Consider the following 21,967-nt stretch of genomic DNA (forward strand, 5'->3'; position numbering starts at 1 on the left):
TTAGCGAAAGAAGGCCTCGGAAATGATTAAAGGGACATTTAAACGAAATGACTCCGGTCAAATTGTTTCATTTACCCTAACAGGGCATGCTGAAGCAGGACCGTATGGAAGCGACATTGTTTGTGCAGGTGTTTCTGCATTAGCAATCAGTACCATCAACGGAATTGACGCCTTAGCAGGTTTTGAACCAATTGTTGAAATGAATGAGACAGAAGGCGGCTATTTATATGCTGAAGTTGTTTCAGGAATGACACAGGAGCAAAACAACATTGCCCAGATTCTAATGGAAAATCTATTGCTAGGTTTACAGTCCATAGAAGCTGAGAATACAGAATATATTCAAGTTGATACAAACACTCAAAAATAGGAGGTGCAGACTATGTTACTAAATATGAATTTACAATTATTCGCCCATAAAAAAGGTGGAGGTTCTACTTCCAACGGACGTGATTCAGAATCTAAACGTTTAGGTGCTAAGCGTGCTGACGGACAAACTGTTTCAGGTGGTTCAATTCTTTATCGCCAACGTGGAACAAAAATCTACCCAGGTGTAAACGTGGGAATCGGTGGCGATGACACTTTATTCGCTAAAGTTGATGGTGTGGTACGTTTCGAACGTAAAGGCCGCGACAAAAAGCAAGTGTCTGTTTACCCAGTCGCTCAAGAAGCTTAATTATTGAAACACTCAATCCTTTGTGTAGCAGGGGATTGGGTGTTTTTTTATAGTTAAAAAATGTCTAATTTAGCGAGAAACTGCCTTTTTTCTATGCAAATTTTGCTATACTTATAGTAAGGTGTAGAGAGTAGATAGCAGTAGGTGGGAATGATTAACGGATAGATAAAACAGCTAGCTTGTAAAGAACAATATCTTGACTTGCTTTCATCTAGCTTTAAACTACGGATTTTATCTCCTGGGAGTGTTCGTCTATCTACTTACAATAGTGAGGACGGCTATTTGTTTTCTGTACCAAGTAGGAATGGTTGTGAGAAAATGAAAAGATATAGTATTTGGCTTTTGGTTTTATTTATATTTATGGCAGGCTGTACAAAATCTAATTTGAATCAAGAGCCAAAGGAGTCCATGGATGAATCGCAAGGTGAACAGCTAGAACAAGAATATCAAGCGCTTATTGGTACATGGAAACGTATAAATCTTGAGAATGAAGTTTTTTGTCTATCAAAAATAGATAATATTTTATACATATCCTACAATCAAGGAGAGCTAAGTCCATTAGCCTTGATTTCTAAGGAAAAGAGAAAAAATGGAAACTATTATTGTTTTATAAATGAAGAAAAGAAAAAGGGCTATAACTTTTTTCTGAAAAACGAAGAAACGATGACAGTCAACTCTTTTACATCTGTAGAAGGAGTAGATAGCATAAGTCCGCCGTTGGAGTACAGAAAGACAGATGAAAAGTGAAAACTCTATTTATAATCATAACTATATGGAGGAATCAAAATGAAGAAATGGATGACTAAGAAGAGTGTTTATATTCCGGTATCAATCGTTCTGGGGGGAATTGGTGTTGGCGCCTTTATTGGAAGTATGTTGGGTGTGGATATAGAGGACAAGCTAAATAAGGAGTATTATAAAAGTAAAGAGGAACCGTTATTTAAAAAAGATGAAAAGTGAAAGGATTTTTTTAAAACATAATTTTTAACTGTTAAACACCCCATGATGAGAGCAGGAAGTTATGTATACTGTTTTTTTCAGATTCAGCTCTTAAAATTTGTGTCCTTTTTCAATAGTATGTTTCACTCATTTTAAAATTGTGTTGCAAATCTCTGTGATTTATATTAAAATAACGTTAATTAAAAATTATGCTTTGAAGAGAAGAGTAAGTAACAAGAAGTAAGAAAAGAGACCCTTGTCTGGTGAAAATGGGGATTACTGCAAGTTAGTGAAGATGAGCTCTGAGCATCTGGTGTTGTTCACGCAAACCAGACGGTAAGCGACCGTTAAATAGCCAAGTATGTTTGTACTGTTGAGGTATTATTTGAAAAAATAATATAAATAAGGGTGGTATCACGGAAATATTCGTCCCTTTATCTATCAAAGAATTGGTAGGTAAAGGGATGAATATTTTTTATTTATCGTAAAAAATAAAGGGGAGTATTTCGATGAAAAAATTAGGTATTATCACTCTATTACTGAGTTGTGTTTTATTTTTTACAGCATGTGGAGCAAAAGAAGAGAAACAAAATCACTTGAAGATTGGTGCCTCACCCACACCGCATGCAGAAATTTTAGAGCATATTAAGCCAAAACTAAAAGAAAAGGGAATTGAACTAGAAATTGTCAAGTTTGATGATTATGTTTTACCGAATAAGGCATTGGAAAATGGGGATATTGATGCAAATTACTTTTCAACAGTTCCGTACTTTAATCTGCAAAAAGAGGAAAACAATTACGACTTTGAAAATGTAGGTGCAATTCACTTAGAACCAATGGGAATTTATTCTCAAGAGATTACAAGCGTTGAAGACATTCCCGATAAAGCAAGAGTAATTGTTTCAAACGTACCCTCAGAATGGGGACGAGTATTGAATATTTTCGTTCAAAACAAATTGATTACTATGAAAGAGGGGATTGCGATTGATAAAGCATCTTTTGAGGACATCGTAGACAATCCAAAAGAACTCGTATTTGAGCACAGTGTTGATCCAACATTACTGACTTCGGCTTATGAAAATAAAGAGGGAGATTTGGTTGCCATCAATTCCAATTTTGCCTATGAAAAAGGACTGAATCCAGTAAAGGATTCATTGATGATTGAAAATGAAGATTCACCATATGTGAATATTATTGCGACAAAATCTGTAAATAAAGAGGATGCGGCACTCAAAGAATTAGTCAAAATTTTGCACGATGAAGAAGTGCAAAAATGGATTGATGAAAAATGGGGCGGATCAATTATTCCTGTTAACTAAACAAGATGAGAAAGAAGGAAAAGTAAATGCAAAGAGCAATTTTCGCTGGAGGCTGTTTTTGGTGTATGGTAAAGCCGTTTGATACACAGCCAGGAATTATTTCTGTTTTATCAGGATATACAGGAGGATTTAAAGAGAACCCGACATATGAGGAAGTAAAGGCAGGAAAGACAGGGCACACAGAAGCAGTAGAGATTATTTTTGATCCAGAAGTTATTTCCTTTGAAGAGCTAGTAACTATTTACTGGCAACAAACGGATCCGACAGATGCTTTTGGACAATTTGAAGATAGAGGAAGTAGTTATCGACCAGTTATTTACTACTTTAATGAAGAACAGCAAAGAATCGCTGAAGAAAGTAAACGTCAGCTACAACAAAGCGGCTTATTTAAAAAAGAAATCGTCACAAAAATTGAACCGGCGGAGACCTTTTATCCAGCAGAGCTTTATCATCAAGCGTACTATAAAAAAAATCCTGACAATTACAAAAGAAATGCCCAACAAAGAAAAGAGTATATCGAGGATGTGTGGAAAGAAGAATCTTTATAGAAATATTTCGCGATTAACTGTAAAGACAATGATAAGTTAAATAAACTTTCTATTATAAAGGATCTATTGCGGCTTTTTATTGCCTATTACTTTTCTATAACTGACATTTCCTGTTATACTTCATAAAATATCTGAATTTCTGGAGGAATATATATGCGTTTGTGGCATGAAGAGTTACTTAGTCGTCTTCCTAGACAACAATTATTAGGTCAGCATCGTGAGTGTTGTGCTCTACGAGGAAATGGTTGGGGAAAGCCTCATTCAACGGTAAATTATGTATTTTTGTATTCTCCCTACAAGTTATTTCAATATCATATGGAAGTAATGCATGAAATGAAAAAAAGAGGGTATAAGCCTGCAGAAGAATGGGAAACACCTTTTTATCGAGGGAAAAGCTGTGAAGCATACAAGGAAATAGAAGTCATACAACAAACGAGTCCAATCTATCCTGAGCACGATGAACAGTACAAGAAAGAATGCTTGGCAAATTTACTGAGTAAGGGGATAGAGATGGATAGCTTTTAAATGAGTCATACATCATAAAACGTGAAATCTAAAGTAATAAGTGGAAAGAAATACGTACAAATCATTCCTAAATGATAATTATCAAGGTGCGTAGAGAACTGTAAATATAAAAAAGCTCTGGAAACTAATTTTTTAGTCTCCAGAGTTTTTTTATCCTCTAGCAAAAGGTCCTTTTGGAGCGATTAATTCAAGATTTGTCCCATCTGGATCTGTGAAATAAGCAACCCCTGTTCCAAAACCGCTCTTTAAACCATCTTGCTCTTCAAATACAATGGGTGCTCCGTCTGGTTCTACGCCAATTGCTTTTAAGCGTGCAACCGCAGCCTCGATATCATCTACTTCAAAACACATATGCATAGCACTAATCTGATCGTTCGAATAGTTTGCTTTATTTGATTTTGGTTCTACATACTCTAAGATATCAATATTAATATTGTCTAAGTGAAGATTCGCATATTTAATTCGTGTATCGTCCAATCCTTGCGTTTGTGCCATACGTTTGCCGCCAATTTCATCTTTGTTTGCAATTTTTTTACCAGTTAAGGCTTCGTAAAAAATGATTGATTTTTCTAAGTTGCTTACGGTAATACCTACATGATTGACCATAGAAAATCCTGATAGTGTGTTTGTCATTATTATTTCCTCCTGTTTTTTAGCTAATTATTTAAAATCAAACGAGTCTGGATCTGGTCCGACGCGTAAATTTTCGTTAAGTGCATTTAGTTTTTCCATTTCTTCTTGTGATAATTGAAAATCAAAGATATCTGCATTGCTTCTCATTCGATCGCTATGAGTGGACTTTACATTTAATAAAATATCTTGTTGGATTGCCCAGCGTAAAATAATTTGAGCGGGTGATTTCTTATGTGCTTCTGCAAGGGCCAAAATAGTTTTATTTGTCAATAATTGACCTTGCATCAGTGGTGACCACGCTTGAATGTGAATCCCTTTTTCTTCACAAAATGCTCGTAATTCCAGCTGAGCCAATTTGGGATGAAGTTCAATTTGATTGATTGCAGGAACGACTTTAGCAAAGGTAAATAGTTTTTCTAAATGGTGAACTTGAAAGTTGCTAACACCGATTGCTTTGATTTTTCCTTCAGCATATAAATCTTCTAAGGCTTTCCAAGATTCTTCAAATGCTTCATTTCCCGGCCAGTGAATTAGGTATAAGTCTAGATAATCAAGTGAAAGTCGAGTAAGGCTCTCATGAAAAGCCGCGATAGTTTCATCGTAAGACAGATGATTATTCCATACTTTTGATGTGACAAATAACTCATCTCGTGAAATCCCTGTTTCTTCTAAGCCTTGTTTTATTCCTAGTCCGGTGCCAGTTTCATTTCCATAAATTGCGGCGGTGTCAATAGAGCGATAGCCATTGACTATAGCATTTTTTACTACCTCTGAGGTATCTGCATCTGGGATTTGGAAGACACCTAATCCTAGACCGGGTATATCTGTACCGTTGTTTAATTTGACTGTGTCTGTTAGTGAATGAATCATAAATACATCTCCCTTTGTTTTTTTCTGTGATTATCATATAATGAGACTGTAAATCTGTATAGTACGTACTTTTTTGTTTGATACGTACTAAAAAGTAACTTTTTGATTATATCAAGCTTATGAGGTGAAAAAAATTTGGAAGAAAAAATTTATAATATTGGTGTAGAGGCCACAATGGATGTCATTGGCGGTAAATGGAAACCGATTATTCTTTGTAATTTGCGACATGGTTCATTAAGACCGAGTGATTTAAGAAGAAAAATTCCAGGAATTAGTCAAAAAATGTTAACACAACAGCTACGTGAGCTGGAGGAATCTGCTATTGTTTCTCGCAAATCTTATAATCAAGTACCGCCAAAGGTAGAATATTCGTTAAGTGAATATGGAGAAACTTTAGGTCTCCTGTTAGATAATTTATGTCAATGGGGAACGATGCATGTGAGCACGTTGCAAAACAAGGGAGAAAAGGTAACTCTTTTAGAAAAAGAATAGGGAGAAGAGGTCGCGATGGAGGGGCTAGCTTATTTGCGAAGCTTTCAACTTTAGCATGTTCCATGCGTAGAAGTTCGTTGAGAAACAAACGTAATGGAGCTGAGTTGCTTCTTTTCCCGACCGTTATTAAGCTTTTAAGAGGGGGCATAACTTAGATAGTTATGTCTCCTCTTTTTGTATCTGCAGGTAGTTATCAAAAATACAGTATGTAATTGAAAGAGAGTTCAGTTTGGATTGTTGTCGACTTAGTTTGCGAAAGATAATGGTATTCGTTTTTTTATAAAGAAAAATCCTTATGTATCAGGGATGGAACAGATTTGTTGCTTTCTTTTTTGATAGATTTTCTTATACTGGGAACGTAAAGGAGGAAGAAGATGTCTTTAGGAGAGGATTTAAAAACAGCACGAATGAAAAAAGGGATGACACAAGAGCAAGTAGGTGCGCAGCTCTATGTAACGAGACAAACTATTTCAAGATGGGAACAAAATAAAACGATGCCTAACATTTATGTCTTACAAGAATTAAGTATGATATATGGCAAGACACTGGATGAGTTAATTTCGGGAGAAGTTGTAAAAGAAAAAGTGGAGAAAAAAAAGAAAATTAATATTTTTGCTCTTTTAGGGTTTGCTATTTTTAATTTTCTTGTGATTGCCAGCGCAACGGTTCCGTTTGCAGTCATGTTTTGTGTGTTCTGGATTCTGACGATTGGTTTGATTTTTGCACCAGTTATACTCTTTATTCTCTATTTTTTTAACGTTCAAATAGTAACGATTATTTTGTTTCGTGTTTTGAAAAGTTATATTCGTTTCAATATAAAGAATATCTATTATTGAACTATCAGTTTAACGAATGAACACAGTTTTTCTGTGTTTTTTGGGGTGAAAAAATATGCAAAAGTCTATGGTTCTAAAAGGAACAGACATCTGGAAACAAGTAATGATAGAAGCGTCTAAAGAGCCTCTTTCTATAATAAATGGTGTGTCTTTTACAGCTTATGAAGGCGAGTTCATCAGTATTGTGGGACCATCTGGGTCAGGAAAAACGACTCTCTTACACTGTCTATTTGGCTTAACACAAGTCAGTAAAGGAACGGTGGAAATAATGAATACAGAAATTACAAAGTTGAATTTAGAGAAAAAAGCGAAGATGCGTCAAACGATGATAGGATTTATTTTCCAGGAGTACAATCTTTTATCTGCATTACCTGCAATTGAAAATGTTCTTATTCCTTTACGGCTTGCAAAAAAGAAAATTGATTATGAAAAAGTGAATCAGGTTTTAGATAACTTAACATTTACAGCAAGTAAGCAAGCTTTTGTCCATACACTTTCTGGTGGTGAACGTCAGAAATTAGCGATTGCACGTGTGTTACTGTCAGAAAATAAGCTTGTATTTGCAGATGAGCCAACAGGAGCGTTAGATTCTCAATCAAGAGAATTGGTATTTGAACAATTGAAGTCGTTAACGAAAATGGGTATCTGTGTCATCATGGTGACACATGATATTGAGCTTGCAGCGCAGACAGATCGAACTTATGTGCTAAAGGATGGACGGGTTGTAACTTCTCTACTTTCTCCAACTTCAACTGAAATTTTTAAATTGTTAAATGAAAAGGAAGCTGGGTAGACTATGAAAAAACTTATCTGGATGCAATATAAGTACTCATGGAAACTATGGGCTAATTGTTTTAGTCTTTTTCTAATTATGAGTATATTAGTAAGTGTCTGCTTTATTGGCTTTTTTTCTCTCTTATTTTCTGACACGCATGTACTATTAGGGGCAAATGATCCCACACCGATTTTTATAATGCCTGTGACCTTTGGCGGGCTTACACTACTCGTTGTTATGGGAAATATGCTTCGCTTCATACTGGCTTTTTTTCGAAAGGATTATCGTACATGGCTGGTTTTAGGAGCCAATCCACGACAACTTGCAAGTTTAGTTGGTGGTCAGCTAAGTATTTTCGGGGCGCTTAGTGGTGGTTTTGGATATTTTCTGGCCTACCCGCTTACTGTGTTTTTTTATCGCTGGCTGCAATTGATTGTTGGAAAAGAAATGCTCCCTGCCATTTCGATAAAAATGAGCCTCTTTTCATTTTTTTGCAGTATTTTCCTGGTGACGCTATTGTGGGGAGCTGGAGGATATTTTAAAGCGAAAAAAATGATGAAAAATGATGCACAAGAGCCTCTGATTTTTGGTGCTGAAGACAGAAAAGCTCTGGAAATTCGTTGGTGGTTATATGGAATCAGCATTTTAATAATTGCTTTTTGTTATTGGCAGCTGTTGAAAGACTCATTTAGTCTAAGCATGTGGCCGCTGTTACTCTCTGGTCTTATTATTTTTGTCAATAGTGTGACTTCTCAACTCGTACCATTTTTACTAAATAAAGGACGGAGATTTCTACCGAAAAACAAAAATGGGTCTTTTATCACTGCTTTTTGGAGCGTTGTATCTGAAAATGAGTTTGCAAAAGCTTTGTTTCCTTCCGTTCTCATTGGAACACTTCTTGTTTCAGGTTTTTCATCTCTAATCACCAATATTTTGACTCCGTATAGTCAAAGAAGTGCAGGACAGCAAGCAACTGAAAATCTTCTTATTTATCTTTTATATTTAGGTGCGCCATTATTGATTATATGTGGCCATATTTTAGTGATTACACAATTACATGTAAAAAAGAAAACAAATCAATTTTCCTTTTTTTCAAGGATAGGATTCACCTTTGGACAACTATTCATGGAGGAAATGGTGGAGTCAATCATTTACGTAGGAGTCTATTTAGTTTATTCATTTATTGGTTGCTTTTTTCTTACATTTCCAATTTTTAAGCTATCGACCACCATTTTTTCTGATGAGGTCTTTTCTTGGGTACCCACATTTTTCTTGCCAGTTTGTTTTGGTTTTGGAATTTTTCTCTTCTTATTCTTGAATTTTATTGGGCGTTTGTTACTAGAACGCATGAAACAAAGAAAGCTTGTTTCTTAATAAATGTAGAAAAGTTCTGTTTTTCGTGCTACGCTTACTGGACAGTACGACTAAGGAGAGAACCGATGAAACGTTTTTTGAATGAATGTAAACCATTTGATTTAGTCATCATCGCTTTTTGCATCATGCTTTCTTTTGTACCAACAGCTGCATTTTTAGCAACAAAAAGTACAACTGATGCTGAGACAAAGATTGCAGTTATTCGAATAGATGGAAAAGAAGTAGAGCGATTTTATTTAGATAAAGTCAAAAATAAAACAGTGACGTATCATCCAAATAAAAATCAGTATAATATTATTGAAATAGATAATGGACGGATTCGGGATAAAGAGGACAACAGTCCGGATCAAGTAGCTGTAAAACAAGGCTGGATAAGCGAGGTTGGGCAGATAGCTATCTGCTTACCTCATAAATTGGTTATAGAAATTATTGGTGACAGCAGTGGTGAAGGTGATTATTTAATATACTAGAGAGATAACTGTATTTTATTAATAATAGTTTTTTATGCCGACGTTTCAAATATGGACGTTTTTGTATGTCTGTAATGTGCTTTTTTATTCATTTATATTTTATTTTATATCAAAAGGATAAGAGTGTTTATCTGGACAATCTATTAAATTTTTATTATGATATTTCAACAGAGAAAGTTCTAAGATTCCTGATGACTTGCTTTTTATGCAGGACAAATGCAATTTGGCTGTAACACAGGTATAATTGTGCTAATAAAGACTTGAAAAGGGTGATCGCTTTGTCTAAACGAATCGACCGAATCTATGCTTATGTCAAAGAACAGACGTCGCAATTATCAGAAGAGGAAGTAAGAAAAGGAGCAGGAGTTACCACCTCGGAGGTAGCAGAAGCATTTTCTATTCAGCGAACGAATAGTAGTAAAGATTTGAATCAGCTAGTAAAAGATGGCAGATTAACTAAATTAGATGGTCGGCCAGTCCGTTACGTCTTAGCTAAAAATTGGCAGGAGCTTCCGACGAAAAAGTATGTGCCAAGCTATATGGAAACACCTGTAGAAAAGAAAAAAAAGCCTGTTTCTCAACCTGTTATGGCAAGCAAAGACATCTTTTCTAGAATTATTGGTGCATCTGGAAGTATGAAAAATTCCATTGAGCAAGCAAAAGCAGCGGTACTTTATCCTCCTAAAGGGTTGAACTGTTTAATTACAGGACCAACAGGATCTGGAAAGACCTATTTTGCTCATGCGATTTTTCAATATGCAAAATTGAATAAGGTGATTGAGCCAGATAAAGAATTAATTGTCTTTAACTGTGCGGACTATGCTAATAATCCTGAGCTCTTGATGAGCCATTTATTTGGTTACGTAAAAGGGGCATTTACAGGAGCAGAGAGTGATAAAAACGGCATTATTGATGAGGCAGATGGAGGAATCTTGTTTCTTGATGAAATTCATCGACTTCCACCAGAAGGACAGGAAATGATTTTTTATTTCATGGATCATGGCACGTACAGTCGATTAGGCGAAACTTCTAAAACGCATCAAGCAGCAGTGCGGATTATTGGGGCGACAACAGAAGATCCTAGCTCAACATTATTAGATACGTTTGTCAGAAGAATTCCCATCAATATTCAGCTGCCGCCCTTTGCAAAACGTCCAGCTTCTGAAAAAGTTGATTTGGTTAAAGTGATGGTCTCGCAAGAAGCCAATCGAATTGAACGGCGGATTTCTCTGACGGAAGATGTAGTTAAGGCACTCATTGGCAGTGTAACTTATGGGAATATCGGACAACTTAAATCGAATATACAGCTGGTCTGTGCTAGAGGGTTTTTAAACCATATGCAGCAAGAAGAAATTTCGATAACCATCAATGACTTGCCGGAAGGAATTCGTGCAGGGGTGATTCAATTGGCGAGCGATCGAGAAGCTTCTACAGAACTGGCAAAAGTATTAGAGCCTAAAATAGATGTTTCTCCTAATGGCTCCATCCTTGAAATACAATCAGACTCCTATGAATTACCTTACAATTTATATGATATTATTGGTGACAAAGCAACGTTGTTAAAATCAGATGGTCTTGATCAGGAAGCCATTAATCACTTCATTTCCACAGATATTAATATTCATTTGAAGTCCTTTTATAAGGATCATGGTTTTTCTTTTAATGCAGAAAATAAATTGTCTGAATTTGTCGACCAAACGATTATTGACGTGACAAACCAAATCTATCATCGGGTAAAAAAAGCCCTAGATTATGAATTTCAACAAAATTTTGTGTATGCGATGAGTTTACACATTAGTTCATTTTTAAAAAAGATTTATCTTGGAGAGGAACGTCATACGAATGATAATATTAAAGAAATGGCAGTTGATTTTCCTAAAGAGTTTGAGGTAGCAAAACAAATTCGACACTTTATTTCTGAACAGTTTCAGGTAGAAATTCCAGAAAGTGAGGATTACTATTTGACTGTTTTGCTTGTTTCATTGAGAGATGAGGAATCTGTTGGTCGAGTAGGGGTGATTGTTGCTGCACATGGAAGTAGCACAGCAAGCAGTATGGTTCAAGTGGTTAAACAGCTATTGGATGTTGAAAAAATTATTGCGGTAGACATGCCGTTAGATATGCATCCTAGGACTGCGCTAGAGCGAATTGAACATGCAGCACTTCAAATTGATGAGGGAAGTGGAGTCATGCTTCTGGTAGACATGGGCTCTCTAGCAACCTTCAGTGAAAAAATTCAAAGGGACACAGGTGTGCCAGTCAGAACGATTGATATGGTCACAACCTCGTTAGTATTAGAAACGGTTCGTAAAGCTTCGGTGATGGGCGCAGATTTAGATAATTTGTATGAATCATTAAAGAATTTCAGAGGGTATGCGGCGGATGTTACTGTTGGAAAAACAGAAAAACGATTGGGAAGTAATCAAGTGATCTTAGCCATCTGCGCCTCAGGAGAGGGAACTGCGCAAAAAATCAAGGAAATCATTGATACTTCATTAGAAAAGCGTAAAAACAATGCCATTCAAGTGGTGACACTCTCTGTATTAGATGTAAAAGAAAAAATGAGTATGATGCAGGAGAAATTTGATATTCTTGCCACTACAGGAATTATTGATCCTAAAATTCAAGCACCGTTTATTCCGTTAGAACGCTTTATTGATCATGATGTCGATCATATTTTAGATCAGCTTCTATTAGAAGATGAGCTAGAGGAAATAACAGATGTCTCTATTGATGAAGAACAGGCACGAACGATTTGTGTGAACTACATGGAGGAAAGTTTTACGTTCATTAATCCGACAAAGTTGATTGATCCACTGTGGCAATTTGCGATGGTGATAACAGAAAAATTTTCAATTGATACTGCTAGATATGCGTTTCAGATTAATTTGACGATGCATTTGGCGGGAATGGTCGAACGCATTTTACTTGGGGAATTACTAAGTGTTGAGAGTGAGAGCTTGCAAGAAATGAAGAGAAATCCCGCTTACTTAATTGTTGAAGCTGCAGCCAGAGAACTAGAATCGAAGGTTCATCTATCCATACCGCCAGCAGAAGAGTATTATTTGATGCAGTCAATTACGAATCAACAGATGAAAAAGATACAGTAATGCTTATTAAAAGAATACACAAATAAATACACTAATTCTAAACAATACACTATTTTTTAGTGTATTGTTTTTTTGCTCCCATTTCTTAAGGAAATTAAAAGAGTGTATTGTTTGAAAGTTGGCATGCTTCTTGCTTAATATAAAGATGAACACAGGAGGTGATTTTAAGATCAGGACGCATGTTCTTTTGAGAGCTGTGTTCGAATAGGGAATAAGTAAGGAGGTCCGTCAATATGGTGATGGATATTCGTTTAGCTCGGATTGATGATCGATTGATTCATGGACAGGTGGCTACTGCGTGGTCCAAATCAACAGACATTAGTCGAATTCTCGTTGTCAGTGACGAAGTAGCGCACGATGAGCTTCGAAAGTTTTTATTAAAAGAGGCCGCACCGCCAGGAGTTAAGTCAAATGTTATTACAATCAAGAAAATGATTGAGGTTTATGACAACGACTTGTTTGAAGGCATAAAGGTCATGTTGCTCTTCACTAACCCAAAAGATGTTGCTCAGCTTGTGCAAGCCGGTATTCATTTTACTTCCATAAATATTGGAGGTATGCGATTCACCGATGGAAAGCGAATGATTACAAATTTTGTTTCTGTTGATGATGATGATATTAAGGCGTTTCGTTACTTAGATCAAAAGGGTGTGGAGTTAGAAATCCGAAAGGTCCCGGCTGATCGTAAAGTCAATTTAATTGAGCTGCTTCAAAAAGAGAAAAAAACATAAAGCAGCTTTGTCGCAAACGATTGTAACATTTTTTACAATCTGCAATTATCTGTGTATCTATTTTATTTAATTGAAGAAAGCTGTCGGAAAACAAAACAGTAAGATAATAGGAGGTATAAATATGGTAGGGATTATCCTTGCAAGTCATGGAGAATTCGCAAATGGCATTTTGCAATCTGGCTCAATGATTTTTGGAGAGCAAGAAAATGTAAAAGCTGTGACATTACAGCCAAGCGAAGGCCCAGATGACTTAAAAGCCAAATTAGTAGAAGCAATCGCCTCTTTTGACGATCAGGAGGAAGTATTGTTCCTGGTTGACTTATGGGGAGGTACACCGTTTAATCAAGCCAATAGTTTATTTGAAGAACACAAAGACAAATGGGCAATTGTTGCCGGTATGAATTTACCAATGGTTATCGAAGCCTACTCTTCACGTTTTTCTATGAATTCTGCGCAAGAGATTGCTGCTCACATTCTGGAAACAGCTAAAGAGGGTGTGAAAGTAAAACCTGAAGAATTGGAACCAAAAGATACTGCGAAAGCTGCAGTTGCAGACAACCAACCTAAAGGTGCATTAGCGCCAGGGACAGTGGTGGGTGATGGAAAAATTAAAATCGTCTTAACCCGTGTCGATTCTCGTTTACTACATGGACAAGTAGCAACCGCTTGGACAAAATCAGTGAATCCATCACGTATTATCGTTGTTTCAGATGCAGTGGCAAAAGATGACTTACGGAAAAAATTAATTGAACAAGCTGCTCCTCCTGGAGTAAAGGCAAATGTTATTCCAATCAAGAAAATGATTGAAGTAGCAAAAGATCCACGTTTTGGTGGAACAAAAGCACTTCTCTTGTTTGAAAACCCAGAAGACGTTCTTCGAGCAATCGAAGGTGGGGTAGAGATTCCAGAGGTAAATGTGGGATCCATGGCACATTCAGTCGGAAAAGTTGTTGTAAGTAAAGTATTGTCAATGGGAACTGAGGATGTAGAAACATTTGAAAAATTAAAGAACAAAGGGGTAACCTTCGATGTTCGTAAAGTACCAAATGACTCAAAAGACAATATGGATGAATTATTGAAGAAAGCGAAAGCAGAATTAGCTAACGCAAAATAATCCCAAAATTCAATTAAAAATAGGAGGCTTATCATGTCTATTATATCAATCATTTTAGTCGTATTCGTTGCCTTTCTAGCTGGTATGGAGGGAATTCTAGATGAATTCCAATTCCATCAACCGTTAGTGGCATGTACATTAATTGGTTTAGTAACAGGAAATTTAACTGCAGGTATTATGTTGGGCGGATCATTACAAATGATCGCATTAGGTTGGGCAAATATTGGTGCTGCCGTAGCACCAGATGCTGCGTTGGCATCTGTTGCATCCGCAATTATTTTAGTTAAAGCATTAGGTACTGACAATATTTCTGTTCAATCTGCAATTACAACATCTATCGCTGTGGCAATCCCACTTGCAGTCGCAGGTTTATTCTTAACAATGATCGTTCGTACACTTGCGGTGCCTATCGTTCACATGATGGATTCAGCAGCAGAAAAAGGGAATATTCGACAAATTGAATTTCTTCACGTATTAGCTGTATGTATGCAAGGTGTTCGTATTGCAATTCCAGCGGGCGCTCTATTATTCATTCCGCCTCAAACCGTTCAAACATTTTTAGAATCAATGCCTGCATGGTTAACAGATGGTATGGCAATTGGTGGGGGAATGGTCGTAGCTGTAGGTTACGCAATGGTTATCAATATGATGGCGACAAAAGAAGTTTGGCCTTTCTTCATCATCGGATTTGTAGTAGCAGCAGTGACTCAATTAACATTGATTGCACTAGGTGCATTAGGTGTGGCTATGGCATTGATTTACTTAAATCTATCTAAAATGGGTGGTTCAAGTAACAATGGCGGCGGAAGCAATACTGGTGACCCGCTTGGCGACATACTAAATGATTATTAATTAGGAGGAGGAGAAAAAAATGGCAGAAAAAATCGAATTAACGAAAAAAGATCGTTTAGCTGTTGCATGGCGCTCTACCTTCATCCAAGGTTCTTGGAACTATGAACGTATGCAAAATGGCGGCTGGGCATTCTCAATGATTCCAGCAATTAAGAAATTATATAAATCAAAAGAAGACCGCTCTGCGGCGCTAAAACGTCACTTGGAGTTCTTCAATACCCATCCTTATATTGCTTCTCCTATTTTAGGAGTAACTCTTGCATTAGAAGAAGAACGTGCAAATGGCGCACCTGTTGATGATGTGGCAATTCAAGGGGTGAAAGTTGGGATGATGGGACCATTGGCTGGTGTTGGTGATCCAGTATTCTGGTTTACTGTTCGACCAATGCTTGGGGCACTTGGTGCTTCTCTAGCAATGTCAGGGAATATCATGGGTCCAATCATTTTCTTCGTTGCATGGAACCTGATTCGTTGGGCATTCATGTGGTATACGCAAGAATTCGGCTACAAAGCTGGATCAAAGATTACCGAAGACCTTTCAGGCGGCGTATTACAAGACGTGACAAAAGGAGCCTCTATTTTAGGGATGTTCGTTTTGGCGGCCTTGGTACAGAGATGGGTATCAATTAAATTCCTACCAGTTGTTTCTGAGGTAAAACTTGACAAAGGTGCTTATATCGAGTGGGATAAAATTGATATGACAGGTAAAGGTCTACAATCAGCTTTTGAAAAAGTAAATAGCGGGTTGGCGTTATCAGAAACAAAAGTAACGACTTTACAAAACAACTTGGATCAATTAATTCCAGGGCTAGCGGCATTGCTTCTAACATTCTTCTGTATGTGGCTACTTAAGAAAAAAGTGTCTCCAATTGTTATCATCATTGGCTTGTTCATTGTTGGGGTTGCTGGACACTACGTGGGTCTATTATAAAATAGACTTTAGCGATTGCTAGGAATTTCACTCAATGAATAACAGGATCAAGGGTCACTATATAGGTACTCTTGGTCCTGTTTTTATTTAGCTATGATTCAACTAAAATGAGTTGAATGGATAAAATAAAAAAAGAATCATATAATAATGATAGAAAAGTCTAAGGAGTAGATATAAATGGTTCAATCATTAAACACTAAGATTGATTTAACGATAGATGCAACGGCATTTAATGGCTTAACCGAATATGGAAAAATTATGATTGGTGATAAAGGCTTTGAATTTTATAATAGTCGCGATACGAGAAAATTTATTCAGATTCCTTGGGAAGAAGTCGACTTGGTTATTGCTTCGGTTATGTTTAAGGGGAAATGGATTCCACGATATGCGATTCAAACTAAGAAAAACGGGACATTTACGTTTGCATCAAAGGAACCCAAAAAAGTTCTGCGTGCGGTGAGAGAATATGTAAAACCAGAGCATATGGTTCAATCACTAGGATTTTTTGATGTCATTAAACGCGCAGTAGTTTCTATTGGAAAAAAGAAGTGAATAGAACAGGGATTTATACGTACAAGAAGGATGTTTTGTAGATGAGAAAACTCATATATAAATTATTCTTCTTTTTTGTATTCGATAAAATTGAATCGATTCAAAAAAGTCTTGAAATTCAATTTTTCTCTTGTTATTATAGAATTGAATCGATTCAATTTTTCTGAGAAAGGGGGAGAATATCATGGCAACGATTCATGAAGTCGCAAAGTATGCAGGAGTTTCTGTAGGAAGTGTTTCTCGATACTTAAATGGCTATACATTAAAAGAAGACAATATGAAAAAGATTGCTGAAGCGATTGCTGCATTAAATTATAAAGAAAACCTGCTTGCAAAAGGGTTGAAAAGTAATCAAAGTCTTTCTGTAGGTCTTCTTATGAACAATATGCAAAGTAACTTTAGTATATCAATGGTAGCTAAGATTGAAGAAGAGATGGAACGAGCAGGCTATGGATTGCTACTAAGTGGTTTTCAAGGGAACCCTAGTCAAGTTCAAAGAAAAATTGATTTCTTGCTTTCTCGCTCAGTCGATGGGTTAATTCTTTTTGAAGCAGAGCAACATTGGGCAGAAATTCAAGCATTAAAAGGGCTTGATTTACCAATTTTATCCATCAATACGCCTGTAGAATTTGAAAAGGTCGATTCTATTTTAGTAAACGATCGACAGAGTACAAAAGAAGTGATTTTACGGATGCTTTCTCTTGGGCATAGAAAAATTGGCGTTATCGCAGCGCCACAAAAAGATTATGTGGCAAAGGAACGTTTGTCGGGGGTTCTTGCGGCTTTTGAAGAAACGGATATATCAAAAGAAACTCTTTCTGTCTTTTATGGTGACTATTCAAAAGAAAGTGGAGAAAAAGGAGCAAAGTTTCTGATTAATGAGGGTATCTCTGCACTTTTTGTATGTAACTACAATATGTCTTTGGGTGCTTTACAGGTTATTTACGAAGAAGGAATACAGATTGGACAAGAATTATCCTATGCTAGTTATGATTATTTTGAAGCAAGTGAAATATTCAGCCCGAAACTAACGGTCATAAAACAGCCGATTACAGAAATTGGGGTTCTTGCTGGTAATCGAATGCTTGAGAGAATTCGAAAAAAAAATCAGCTCACAGGAGAGACCCTTGTACTAAATAATGAAATCTTATGGCGAGAATCAATTGGAAGAAAATAATTATAAAAAATAGAAAAGAGTGTTGCAAGATGAAAAAATTTCCAGAAGGTTTTTTATGGGGTTCAGCGATGTCTGCGCCACAAACAGAAGGACATGGATCAAAAAATGGGAAATCTCCTTCAACGTGGGATTATTGGTTCCAAACAAATCCAGAAAAATTCAACCAAAATCAAGGACCGGAAAACACCTCTAATATGTATGAAACCTACGCAGATGACTGCCTACGAATGAAAGAAATTGGCTTAAATTCAATTCGTACATCTATTGCATGGACTCGATTATTACCAGACGGGAAGACCTTAAATCCTGAAGCGGTTGCCTTTTATCGAGACTACTTCCAAAAAATGAAGGACAGTGGTGTTGAACCGATTATGAATCTCTTTCATTTTGATATGCCGATGTGGCTGATGGAAAAAGGTGGCTGGGAAGTCAGAGAATCAGTGGAGGCTTTCGCTTTTTATGCAAAGACAGCCTTTGAACAGTTTGGCGATATCGTTACAAAATGGACAACATTTAATGAGCCTATCGTACATGTAGAATGCGGTTATTTATATGGCTTTCACTATCCAGCTGTTGTCGATTTTAAAAAAGCAGTACAAGTTGGTTACAATACGTTAATGGCTCATGTTCGCGCAGTGGAAGAATTTAGAAAGGTTCTGCCTAATGGAGAAATTGGAATCATCCTGAATATTTCACCTGCCTATAGTCGCAGTAATAGTCCAGAAGATGAGCGAGCAAAAGAGGCGTCTGATTTATTGAATAGTAACAGTTTTTTAGATCCTGCAGTTCACGGGAAGCTACCAGATGCGTTGATTCAATTGGTTAAAGAAAATCAGCTAACGCCAGAAACTCAGCCTGAGGATAAGGAATTAATGAAGAAGAATACGGTTGATTTTATTGGCTTAAACTATTATCAGCCAAGACGTGTGCAAGCACCAGAAAATCCTGCTGTTCCAGCAATTATGCCAGAGGACTTATATGTTCCTTACGATTGGCCTGAGAAAAAAATCAATCCTTATCGTGGATGGGAAATTTACCCGGAAGCCTTGTATGATGTAGCGATGATGATGAAAGAAAACTATAATAATATTCCCTGGTATGTGAGTGAAAACGGGATGGGTGTCGCTGAAGAAGAGCGGTTTATGAAAGAAGATGGGATGATTGAGGATGATTATCGCATTGAGTTTATGCAAGAGCACTTGGACTACTTACACAAAGGAATTGAAGAAGGAAGCAACTGCTTTGGCTATCACACTTGGACATTTGTCGATTGCTGGTCATGGTTGAACGGCTATAGAAATCGATATGGATTCTATCGTGTAGATTTAGAAAACCAATTTGAGCGGACAATGAAAAAAAGCGGTCTTTGGTACAAAGAGCTATCAAAAAATAATGGGTATTAAATAGAGAAAAAACCGACAGCTTTTGTCGGTTTTTTTCTCTATTTTTTCATTTATTTGCTATAATAAATTAGATAGGAAAAAGAAAGTAGGGATTTTGGATGATGAAACGTGTAAATAAGTTACGAGAAGAAATGCAAAAGGATGGATTGGATAGTTTTTTAGTAACAAGTAAATATAATCTACGCTATTTGACGAATTTTACTGGAACAACTGGCTTGGCTGTAATCACAATGGATAAGGCTTTTTTCATTACGGATTTTCGTTATACAGAACAAGCTGCAGCACAGGCACAAGGTTTTGAAATCATTAAAAATGTTGGGCCTATTTTTGATGAAGTAGCGAATATTATCAAAAAAGAGGGGCTGCAAAAGCTTGCGTTTGAAGAAATGCATGTGAGCTTTGCAGAGTATTCTGTTTTAGATGAAATTATTATGGCGGAATTAATTCCTGTAGCAGGATTGATAGAAGAGTTAAGAGAAGTGAAAGACCCAGATGAAATTCTATTGGTTAGAAAAGCGTGTGAAATTGCTGATGCAGGATTTTCGTATATTTTAGAAACTATAAAACCTGGAATGACTGAGATTGAAGTAGCTAATTTATTAGACTTTCATATGCGTTCTCTAGGTGCTTCAGAAGTATCTTTTGAGACGATTGTAGCAAGTGGTTTTCGCTCTGCAATGCCCCACGGTGTAGCTAGTGAAAAAGTTATTCAGCAAGGGGAAATTATTACGTTAGATTTTGGCTGCTATTATGAAGGCTATGTTTCTGACATGACACGTACATTTGCTATAGGCGATCCTGGTGAAAAGATAAAAGAAATCTATCAAATTGTCTTGGATGCACAGTTAAAAGTTATCGATGCAGCACAGCCTGGAGTAACCGGTGTCCAATTAGATGCGGTTGCAAGAGATTACATTATAAAAATGGGCTATGGAGAAGCATTTGGACATTCAACAGGTCATGGGATTGGTTTAGAAATTCATGAAGGACCAAATGTATCTTTTAGAGCAGAAGAAGCTTTTGTGGTTGGAAATATTATCACTGATGAACCAGGAATCTATCTGCCGGGAATAGGTGGCGTTCGTATTGAAGACGACTTACTGATTACCGAAGATGGAAATGAACCATTGAATCATTCTCCTAAAGAGTTGATTATTTTATAAATGGCAGAAACCTGAAGAACCTTGAAAGAGAGTGCTTTAGGTTTTTTCTATGAAAAGTATCTACAAGTATATATCAGTATAGATGTATGGGAAAAAACGAAGAACTTAATAAATGAGTCTTCAAAAAACAACAGAAAAAATCTTTACTACTTTTCTAAGGAAATTCAAAGAAATCATCATGGCTTGTATGTTTATTATAGATAATCAGCAGAAATAATGATAAACTAAACAGGAACGCAGCTTTTGTAAAATTATCAAGAAGTTGTGGAGAAAATTTCTCCGGCTAAGAATTAGATTGCGCACATTGACTAGAGAAAATAAGATGCTATTGGGTGGACGTATTCACTCAAGCGAGTTGTTTTTTAAGTTAATGGATGATGTAAATTATAGGGTGAGTTGTATGTGTTGAGTACCAGACTTATTTCTATAAATGCTAGCAGTCAGTCGAGGTCAACAAAAATAACTGATAAAGACAACAGTTGATACACATGTATCATGTGCATAATTAAGGAGGCACTAGTATGGCAGAGGAAAAAAATTTAGTATTAGATGCAAATCAAGAGTTGGGCGAAATCGTCATCGCTCCTGAAGTGATAGAGGTTGTTATTGGCATTGCAGCTTCAAAAGTTGAAGGTGTCTACGGAATGCGTGGAACATTTGCCAGCAACGTTACTGAGCTTTTAGGTAGAGCTTCTCACGGTAAGGGTGTTTATCTTACCATTGATGAAGATGGATTAAAGGTTGATATCTATTGCTATCTAAAATATGGTGTTTCTGTACCTAAAGTAGCGATGGAAATGCAAGAACGTGTGAAGCAGCAAGTTTTATTTATGACAGACATTGATTTAGTAGAAGTAAATGTTCATGTAGTTGCTGTCGTACCAGAAAAAATGGAACAACCAGTTTTAGATGAGTTGTTTGAAGATGAGGACACAAATGAGTAAAGAATTAACACGGCGTGAGATTCGGGAAATGGCATTACAAGCTTTATTCCCATTAGATTTTAATACAGATTTGACAAAAAAAGATGCGATTTTAAGTGCAATTGAATTAGAGCACGAGGAACTTCTTAGTGAAGAAGAAGATGCCTTTGTTCCTGTTTATTTAGATGTATTGGTCGGCGGTGTTTGTGAAAAAAAAGCAGAGCTGGATCAATATATTGAAAAGCATTTACGTGATAATTGGAAGATTAACCGGATTTCAAAAATGGATTTGGTTATCTTGAGAATTGCGGCTTTTGAGATGCTGTATGTAGAAGACGTTCCAAATACAGTAGCAGTAAATGAGGCTTTAGAGCTGACAAAAACGTTTAGTGATGATCGTTCAAGAAAATTTGTGAATGGTGTTTTATCTAATCTGATGAAGGAAATTGAAGCTGGGGAATAATCCTCAGCTTTTTCATATTTTTGAACTTCTAAATCTACGCAGATAATTTGTTGTATGCTAAAATAAAAATGTTCAATAAAAATTAGGAGTGGTT

At 36.5% G+C, this 21,967-nt stretch carries 25 protein-coding genes and 1 other annotated feature; of the genes, 23 read left to right on the top strand and 2 right to left on the bottom strand.

What is annotated here, in order from left to right:
• Positions 1-22: 22 nt before the first annotated feature.
• The 7 genes from I589_RS14865 to I589_RS14890 all read left to right on the top strand — a co-directional run bounded on the left by I589_RS14865 (position 23) and on the right by I589_RS14890 (position 4,004).
• Complete coding sequence (locus I589_RS14865) at positions 23-367, top strand: ribosomal-processing cysteine protease Prp (RefSeq protein WP_010767120.1); 345 nt, start codon at positions 23-25, stop codon at positions 365-367.
• Between the two features lie 12 nt (positions 368-379).
• Positions 380-673 carry a 50S ribosomal protein L27 gene (gene rpmA, locus I589_RS14870; RefSeq protein WP_010767121.1) on the top strand — a complete coding sequence of 98 codons (294 nt, stop codon included), beginning with the start codon at positions 380-382 and terminating at the stop codon, positions 671-673.
• Positions 674-991: 318 nt separating this feature from the next.
• Positions 992-1,420: a hypothetical protein gene (locus I589_RS14875; protein WP_034685432.1), complete on the top strand. Its 429-nt coding sequence runs from the start codon at positions 992-994 to the stop codon at positions 1,418-1,420.
• Positions 1,421-1,459: 39 nt separating this feature from the next.
• A complete protein-coding gene (locus I589_RS18495; protein WP_010767123.1) occupies positions 1,460-1,633 on the top strand; it encodes a hypothetical protein in 174 nt (57 codons plus the stop codon).
• Between the two features lie 184 nt (positions 1,634-1,817).
• Positions 1,818-2,049, top strand: a binding site (T-box leader).
• A 72-nt stretch (positions 2,050-2,121) separates the two neighbouring features.
• On the top strand, positions 2,122-2,931 hold the full coding sequence (locus I589_RS14880) for a MetQ/NlpA family ABC transporter substrate-binding protein (RefSeq protein ID WP_010767124.1): 810 nt from the start codon (positions 2,122-2,124) through the stop codon (positions 2,929-2,931).
• Between the two features lie 26 nt (positions 2,932-2,957).
• Positions 2,958-3,479 carry a peptide-methionine (S)-S-oxide reductase MsrA gene (gene msrA, locus I589_RS14885; protein WP_010767125.1) on the top strand — a complete coding sequence of 174 codons (522 nt, stop codon included), beginning with the start codon at positions 2,958-2,960 and terminating at the stop codon, positions 3,477-3,479.
• A 153-nt stretch (positions 3,480-3,632) separates the two neighbouring features.
• Positions 3,633-4,004: a TIGR02328 family protein gene (locus tag I589_RS14890; RefSeq protein ID WP_010767126.1), complete on the top strand. Its 372-nt coding sequence runs from the start codon at positions 3,633-3,635 to the stop codon at positions 4,002-4,004.
• A 150-nt stretch (positions 4,005-4,154) separates the two neighbouring features.
• Here the strand turns inward: I589_RS14890 and I589_RS14895 are convergent, their stop codons facing one another.
• Complete coding sequence (locus I589_RS14895; RefSeq protein WP_010767127.1) at positions 4,155-4,637, bottom strand: VOC family protein; 483 nt, start codon at positions 4,635-4,637, stop codon at positions 4,155-4,157.
• A 27-nt stretch (positions 4,638-4,664) separates the two neighbouring features.
• Positions 4,665-5,507 carry an aldo/keto reductase gene (locus I589_RS14900; RefSeq protein WP_010767128.1) on the bottom strand — a complete coding sequence of 281 codons (843 nt, stop codon included), beginning with the start codon at positions 5,505-5,507 and terminating at the stop codon, positions 4,665-4,667.
• Positions 5,508-5,642: 135 nt separating this feature from the next.
• Here I589_RS14900 and I589_RS14905 point away from each other — a divergent pair, with 135 nt between their 5' ends.
• The 16 genes from I589_RS14905 to nusB all read left to right on the top strand — a co-directional run bounded on the left by I589_RS14905 (position 5,643) and on the right by nusB (position 21,873).
• Entirely contained in the window at positions 5,643-5,999 is a 357-nt protein-coding gene (locus tag I589_RS14905; protein ID WP_010767129.1) for a winged helix-turn-helix transcriptional regulator, read from the top strand.
• 374 nt (positions 6,000-6,373) lie between these two features.
• The gene (locus tag I589_RS14910; RefSeq protein WP_010767130.1) at positions 6,374-6,835 is read left to right on the top strand and encodes a helix-turn-helix domain-containing protein; all 462 of its coding nucleotides are present in this window, start codon (positions 6,374-6,376) and stop codon (positions 6,833-6,835) included.
• Between the two features lie 55 nt (positions 6,836-6,890).
• Entirely contained in the window at positions 6,891-7,628 is a 738-nt protein-coding gene (locus tag I589_RS14915; RefSeq protein ID WP_034685433.1) for an ABC transporter ATP-binding protein, read from the top strand.
• 3 nt (positions 7,629-7,631) lie between these two features.
• Positions 7,632-8,984: an ABC transporter permease family protein gene (locus tag I589_RS14920; protein WP_010767132.1), complete on the top strand. Its 1,353-nt coding sequence runs from the start codon at positions 7,632-7,634 to the stop codon at positions 8,982-8,984.
• Between the two features lie 65 nt (positions 8,985-9,049).
• Positions 9,050-9,454 carry a NusG domain II-containing protein gene (locus tag I589_RS14925; RefSeq protein ID WP_010767133.1) on the top strand — a complete coding sequence of 135 codons (405 nt, stop codon included), beginning with the start codon at positions 9,050-9,052 and terminating at the stop codon, positions 9,452-9,454.
• A 278-nt stretch (positions 9,455-9,732) separates the two neighbouring features.
• A complete protein-coding gene (locus tag I589_RS14930) occupies positions 9,733-12,564 on the top strand; it encodes a sigma-54-dependent transcriptional regulator (protein WP_010767134.1) in 2,832 nt (943 codons plus the stop codon).
• Positions 12,565-12,797: 233 nt separating this feature from the next.
• On the top strand, positions 12,798-13,295 hold the full coding sequence (locus tag I589_RS14935; RefSeq protein ID WP_010767135.1) for a mannose/fructose/sorbose PTS transporter subunit IIB: 498 nt from the start codon (positions 12,798-12,800) through the stop codon (positions 13,293-13,295).
• Positions 13,296-13,416: 121 nt separating this feature from the next.
• Complete coding sequence (locus I589_RS14940) at positions 13,417-14,409, top strand: mannose/fructose/sorbose PTS transporter subunit IIA (RefSeq protein ID WP_010767136.1); 993 nt, start codon at positions 13,417-13,419, stop codon at positions 14,407-14,409.
• 33 nt (positions 14,410-14,442) lie between these two features.
• Positions 14,443-15,261: a PTS mannose/fructose/sorbose transporter subunit IIC gene (locus tag I589_RS14945; RefSeq protein WP_010767137.1), complete on the top strand. Its 819-nt coding sequence runs from the start codon at positions 14,443-14,445 to the stop codon at positions 15,259-15,261.
• Between the two features lie 19 nt (positions 15,262-15,280).
• Positions 15,281-16,192: a PTS system mannose/fructose/sorbose family transporter subunit IID gene (locus I589_RS14950; RefSeq protein WP_010767138.1), complete on the top strand. Its 912-nt coding sequence runs from the start codon at positions 15,281-15,283 to the stop codon at positions 16,190-16,192.
• A gap of 177 nt (positions 16,193-16,369) precedes the next feature.
• A complete protein-coding gene (locus I589_RS14955) occupies positions 16,370-16,744 on the top strand; it encodes a DUF956 family protein (RefSeq protein ID WP_010767139.1) in 375 nt (124 codons plus the stop codon).
• A gap of 184 nt (positions 16,745-16,928) precedes the next feature.
• A complete protein-coding gene (locus I589_RS14960) occupies positions 16,929-17,921 on the top strand; it encodes a LacI family DNA-binding transcriptional regulator (RefSeq protein WP_010767140.1) in 993 nt (330 codons plus the stop codon).
• Positions 17,922-17,950: 29 nt separating this feature from the next.
• Positions 17,951-19,324, top strand: coding sequence for a glycoside hydrolase family 1 protein (locus I589_RS14965; RefSeq protein ID WP_010767141.1), 1,374 nt, complete (start codon positions 17,951-17,953; stop codon positions 19,322-19,324).
• Between the two features lie 98 nt (positions 19,325-19,422).
• The gene (locus I589_RS14970) at positions 19,423-20,487 is read left to right on the top strand and encodes a M24 family metallopeptidase (RefSeq protein ID WP_010767142.1); all 1,065 of its coding nucleotides are present in this window, start codon (positions 19,423-19,425) and stop codon (positions 20,485-20,487) included.
• Between the two features lie 521 nt (positions 20,488-21,008).
• Positions 21,009-21,431, top strand: coding sequence for an Asp23/Gls24 family envelope stress response protein (locus I589_RS14975; protein WP_010767143.1), 423 nt, complete (start codon positions 21,009-21,011; stop codon positions 21,429-21,431).
• The gene (gene nusB / locus I589_RS14980; protein WP_010767144.1) at positions 21,424-21,873 is read left to right on the top strand and encodes a transcription antitermination factor NusB; all 450 of its coding nucleotides are present in this window, start codon (positions 21,424-21,426) and stop codon (positions 21,871-21,873) included. Before I589_RS14975 ends, nusB begins: the two co-directional genes overlap by 8 nt.
• Positions 21,874-21,967 lie beyond the last annotated feature (94 nt).

The sequence above is a fragment of the Enterococcus phoeniculicola ATCC BAA-412 genome (assembly GCF_000407505.1).
In the GTDB taxonomy this organism is placed as follows: Bacteria; Bacillota; Bacilli; order Lactobacillales; family Enterococcaceae; genus Enterococcus_K; species Enterococcus_K phoeniculicola.

What these genes read in the sequence shown, in the direction of transcription:
- I589_RS14925 (WP_010767133.1), top strand. Translation starts at nt 9,050, where the DNA reads ATGAAACGTTTTTTGAATGAATGTAAACCATTTGATTTAGTCATCATC.
- I589_RS14865 (WP_010767120.1), top strand. Translation starts at nt 23, where the DNA reads ATGATTAAAGGGACATTTAAACGAAATGACTCCGGTCAAATTGTTTCA.
- I589_RS14955 (WP_010767139.1), top strand. Translation starts at nt 16,370, where the DNA reads ATGGTTCAATCATTAAACACTAAGATTGATTTAACGATAGATGCAACG.
- I589_RS14900 (WP_010767128.1), bottom strand. Translation starts at nt 5,507, where the DNA reads ATGATTCATTCACTAACAGACACAGTCAAATTAAACAACGGTACAGAT.
- I589_RS18495 (WP_010767123.1), top strand. Translation starts at nt 1,460, where the DNA reads ATGAAGAAATGGATGACTAAGAAGAGTGTTTATATTCCGGTATCAATC.
- I589_RS14950 (WP_010767138.1), top strand. Translation starts at nt 15,281, where the DNA reads ATGGCAGAAAAAATCGAATTAACGAAAAAAGATCGTTTAGCTGTTGCA.
- I589_RS14910 (WP_010767130.1), top strand. Translation starts at nt 6,374, where the DNA reads ATGTCTTTAGGAGAGGATTTAAAAACAGCACGAATGAAAAAAGGGATG.
- nusB (WP_010767144.1), top strand. Translation starts at nt 21,424, where the DNA reads ATGAGTAAAGAATTAACACGGCGTGAGATTCGGGAAATGGCATTACAA.
- I589_RS14975 (WP_010767143.1), top strand. Translation starts at nt 21,009, where the DNA reads ATGGCAGAGGAAAAAAATTTAGTATTAGATGCAAATCAAGAGTTGGGC.
- I589_RS14960 (WP_010767140.1), top strand. Translation starts at nt 16,929, where the DNA reads ATGGCAACGATTCATGAAGTCGCAAAGTATGCAGGAGTTTCTGTAGGA.
- I589_RS14945 (WP_010767137.1), top strand. Translation starts at nt 14,443, where the DNA reads ATGTCTATTATATCAATCATTTTAGTCGTATTCGTTGCCTTTCTAGCT.
- I589_RS14915 (WP_034685433.1), top strand. Translation starts at nt 6,891, where the DNA reads ATGCAAAAGTCTATGGTTCTAAAAGGAACAGACATCTGGAAACAAGTA.
- msrA (WP_010767125.1), top strand. Translation starts at nt 2,958, where the DNA reads ATGCAAAGAGCAATTTTCGCTGGAGGCTGTTTTTGGTGTATGGTAAAG.
- I589_RS14965 (WP_010767141.1), top strand. Translation starts at nt 17,951, where the DNA reads ATGAAAAAATTTCCAGAAGGTTTTTTATGGGGTTCAGCGATGTCTGCG.
- I589_RS14970 (WP_010767142.1), top strand. Translation starts at nt 19,423, where the DNA reads ATGATGAAACGTGTAAATAAGTTACGAGAAGAAATGCAAAAGGATGGA.
- rpmA (WP_010767121.1), top strand. Translation starts at nt 380, where the DNA reads ATGTTACTAAATATGAATTTACAATTATTCGCCCATAAAAAAGGTGGA.
- I589_RS14880 (WP_010767124.1), top strand. Translation starts at nt 2,122, where the DNA reads ATGAAAAAATTAGGTATTATCACTCTATTACTGAGTTGTGTTTTATTT.
- I589_RS14940 (WP_010767136.1), top strand. Translation starts at nt 13,417, where the DNA reads ATGGTAGGGATTATCCTTGCAAGTCATGGAGAATTCGCAAATGGCATT.
- I589_RS14875 (WP_034685432.1), top strand. Translation starts at nt 992, where the DNA reads ATGAAAAGATATAGTATTTGGCTTTTGGTTTTATTTATATTTATGGCA.
- I589_RS14920 (WP_010767132.1), top strand. Translation starts at nt 7,632, where the DNA reads ATGAAAAAACTTATCTGGATGCAATATAAGTACTCATGGAAACTATGG.
- I589_RS14935 (WP_010767135.1), top strand. Translation starts at nt 12,798, where the DNA reads ATGGTGATGGATATTCGTTTAGCTCGGATTGATGATCGATTGATTCAT.
- I589_RS14890 (WP_010767126.1), top strand. Translation starts at nt 3,633, where the DNA reads ATGCGTTTGTGGCATGAAGAGTTACTTAGTCGTCTTCCTAGACAACAA.
- I589_RS14895 (WP_010767127.1), bottom strand. Translation starts at nt 4,637, where the DNA reads ATGACAAACACACTATCAGGATTTTCTATGGTCAATCATGTAGGTATT.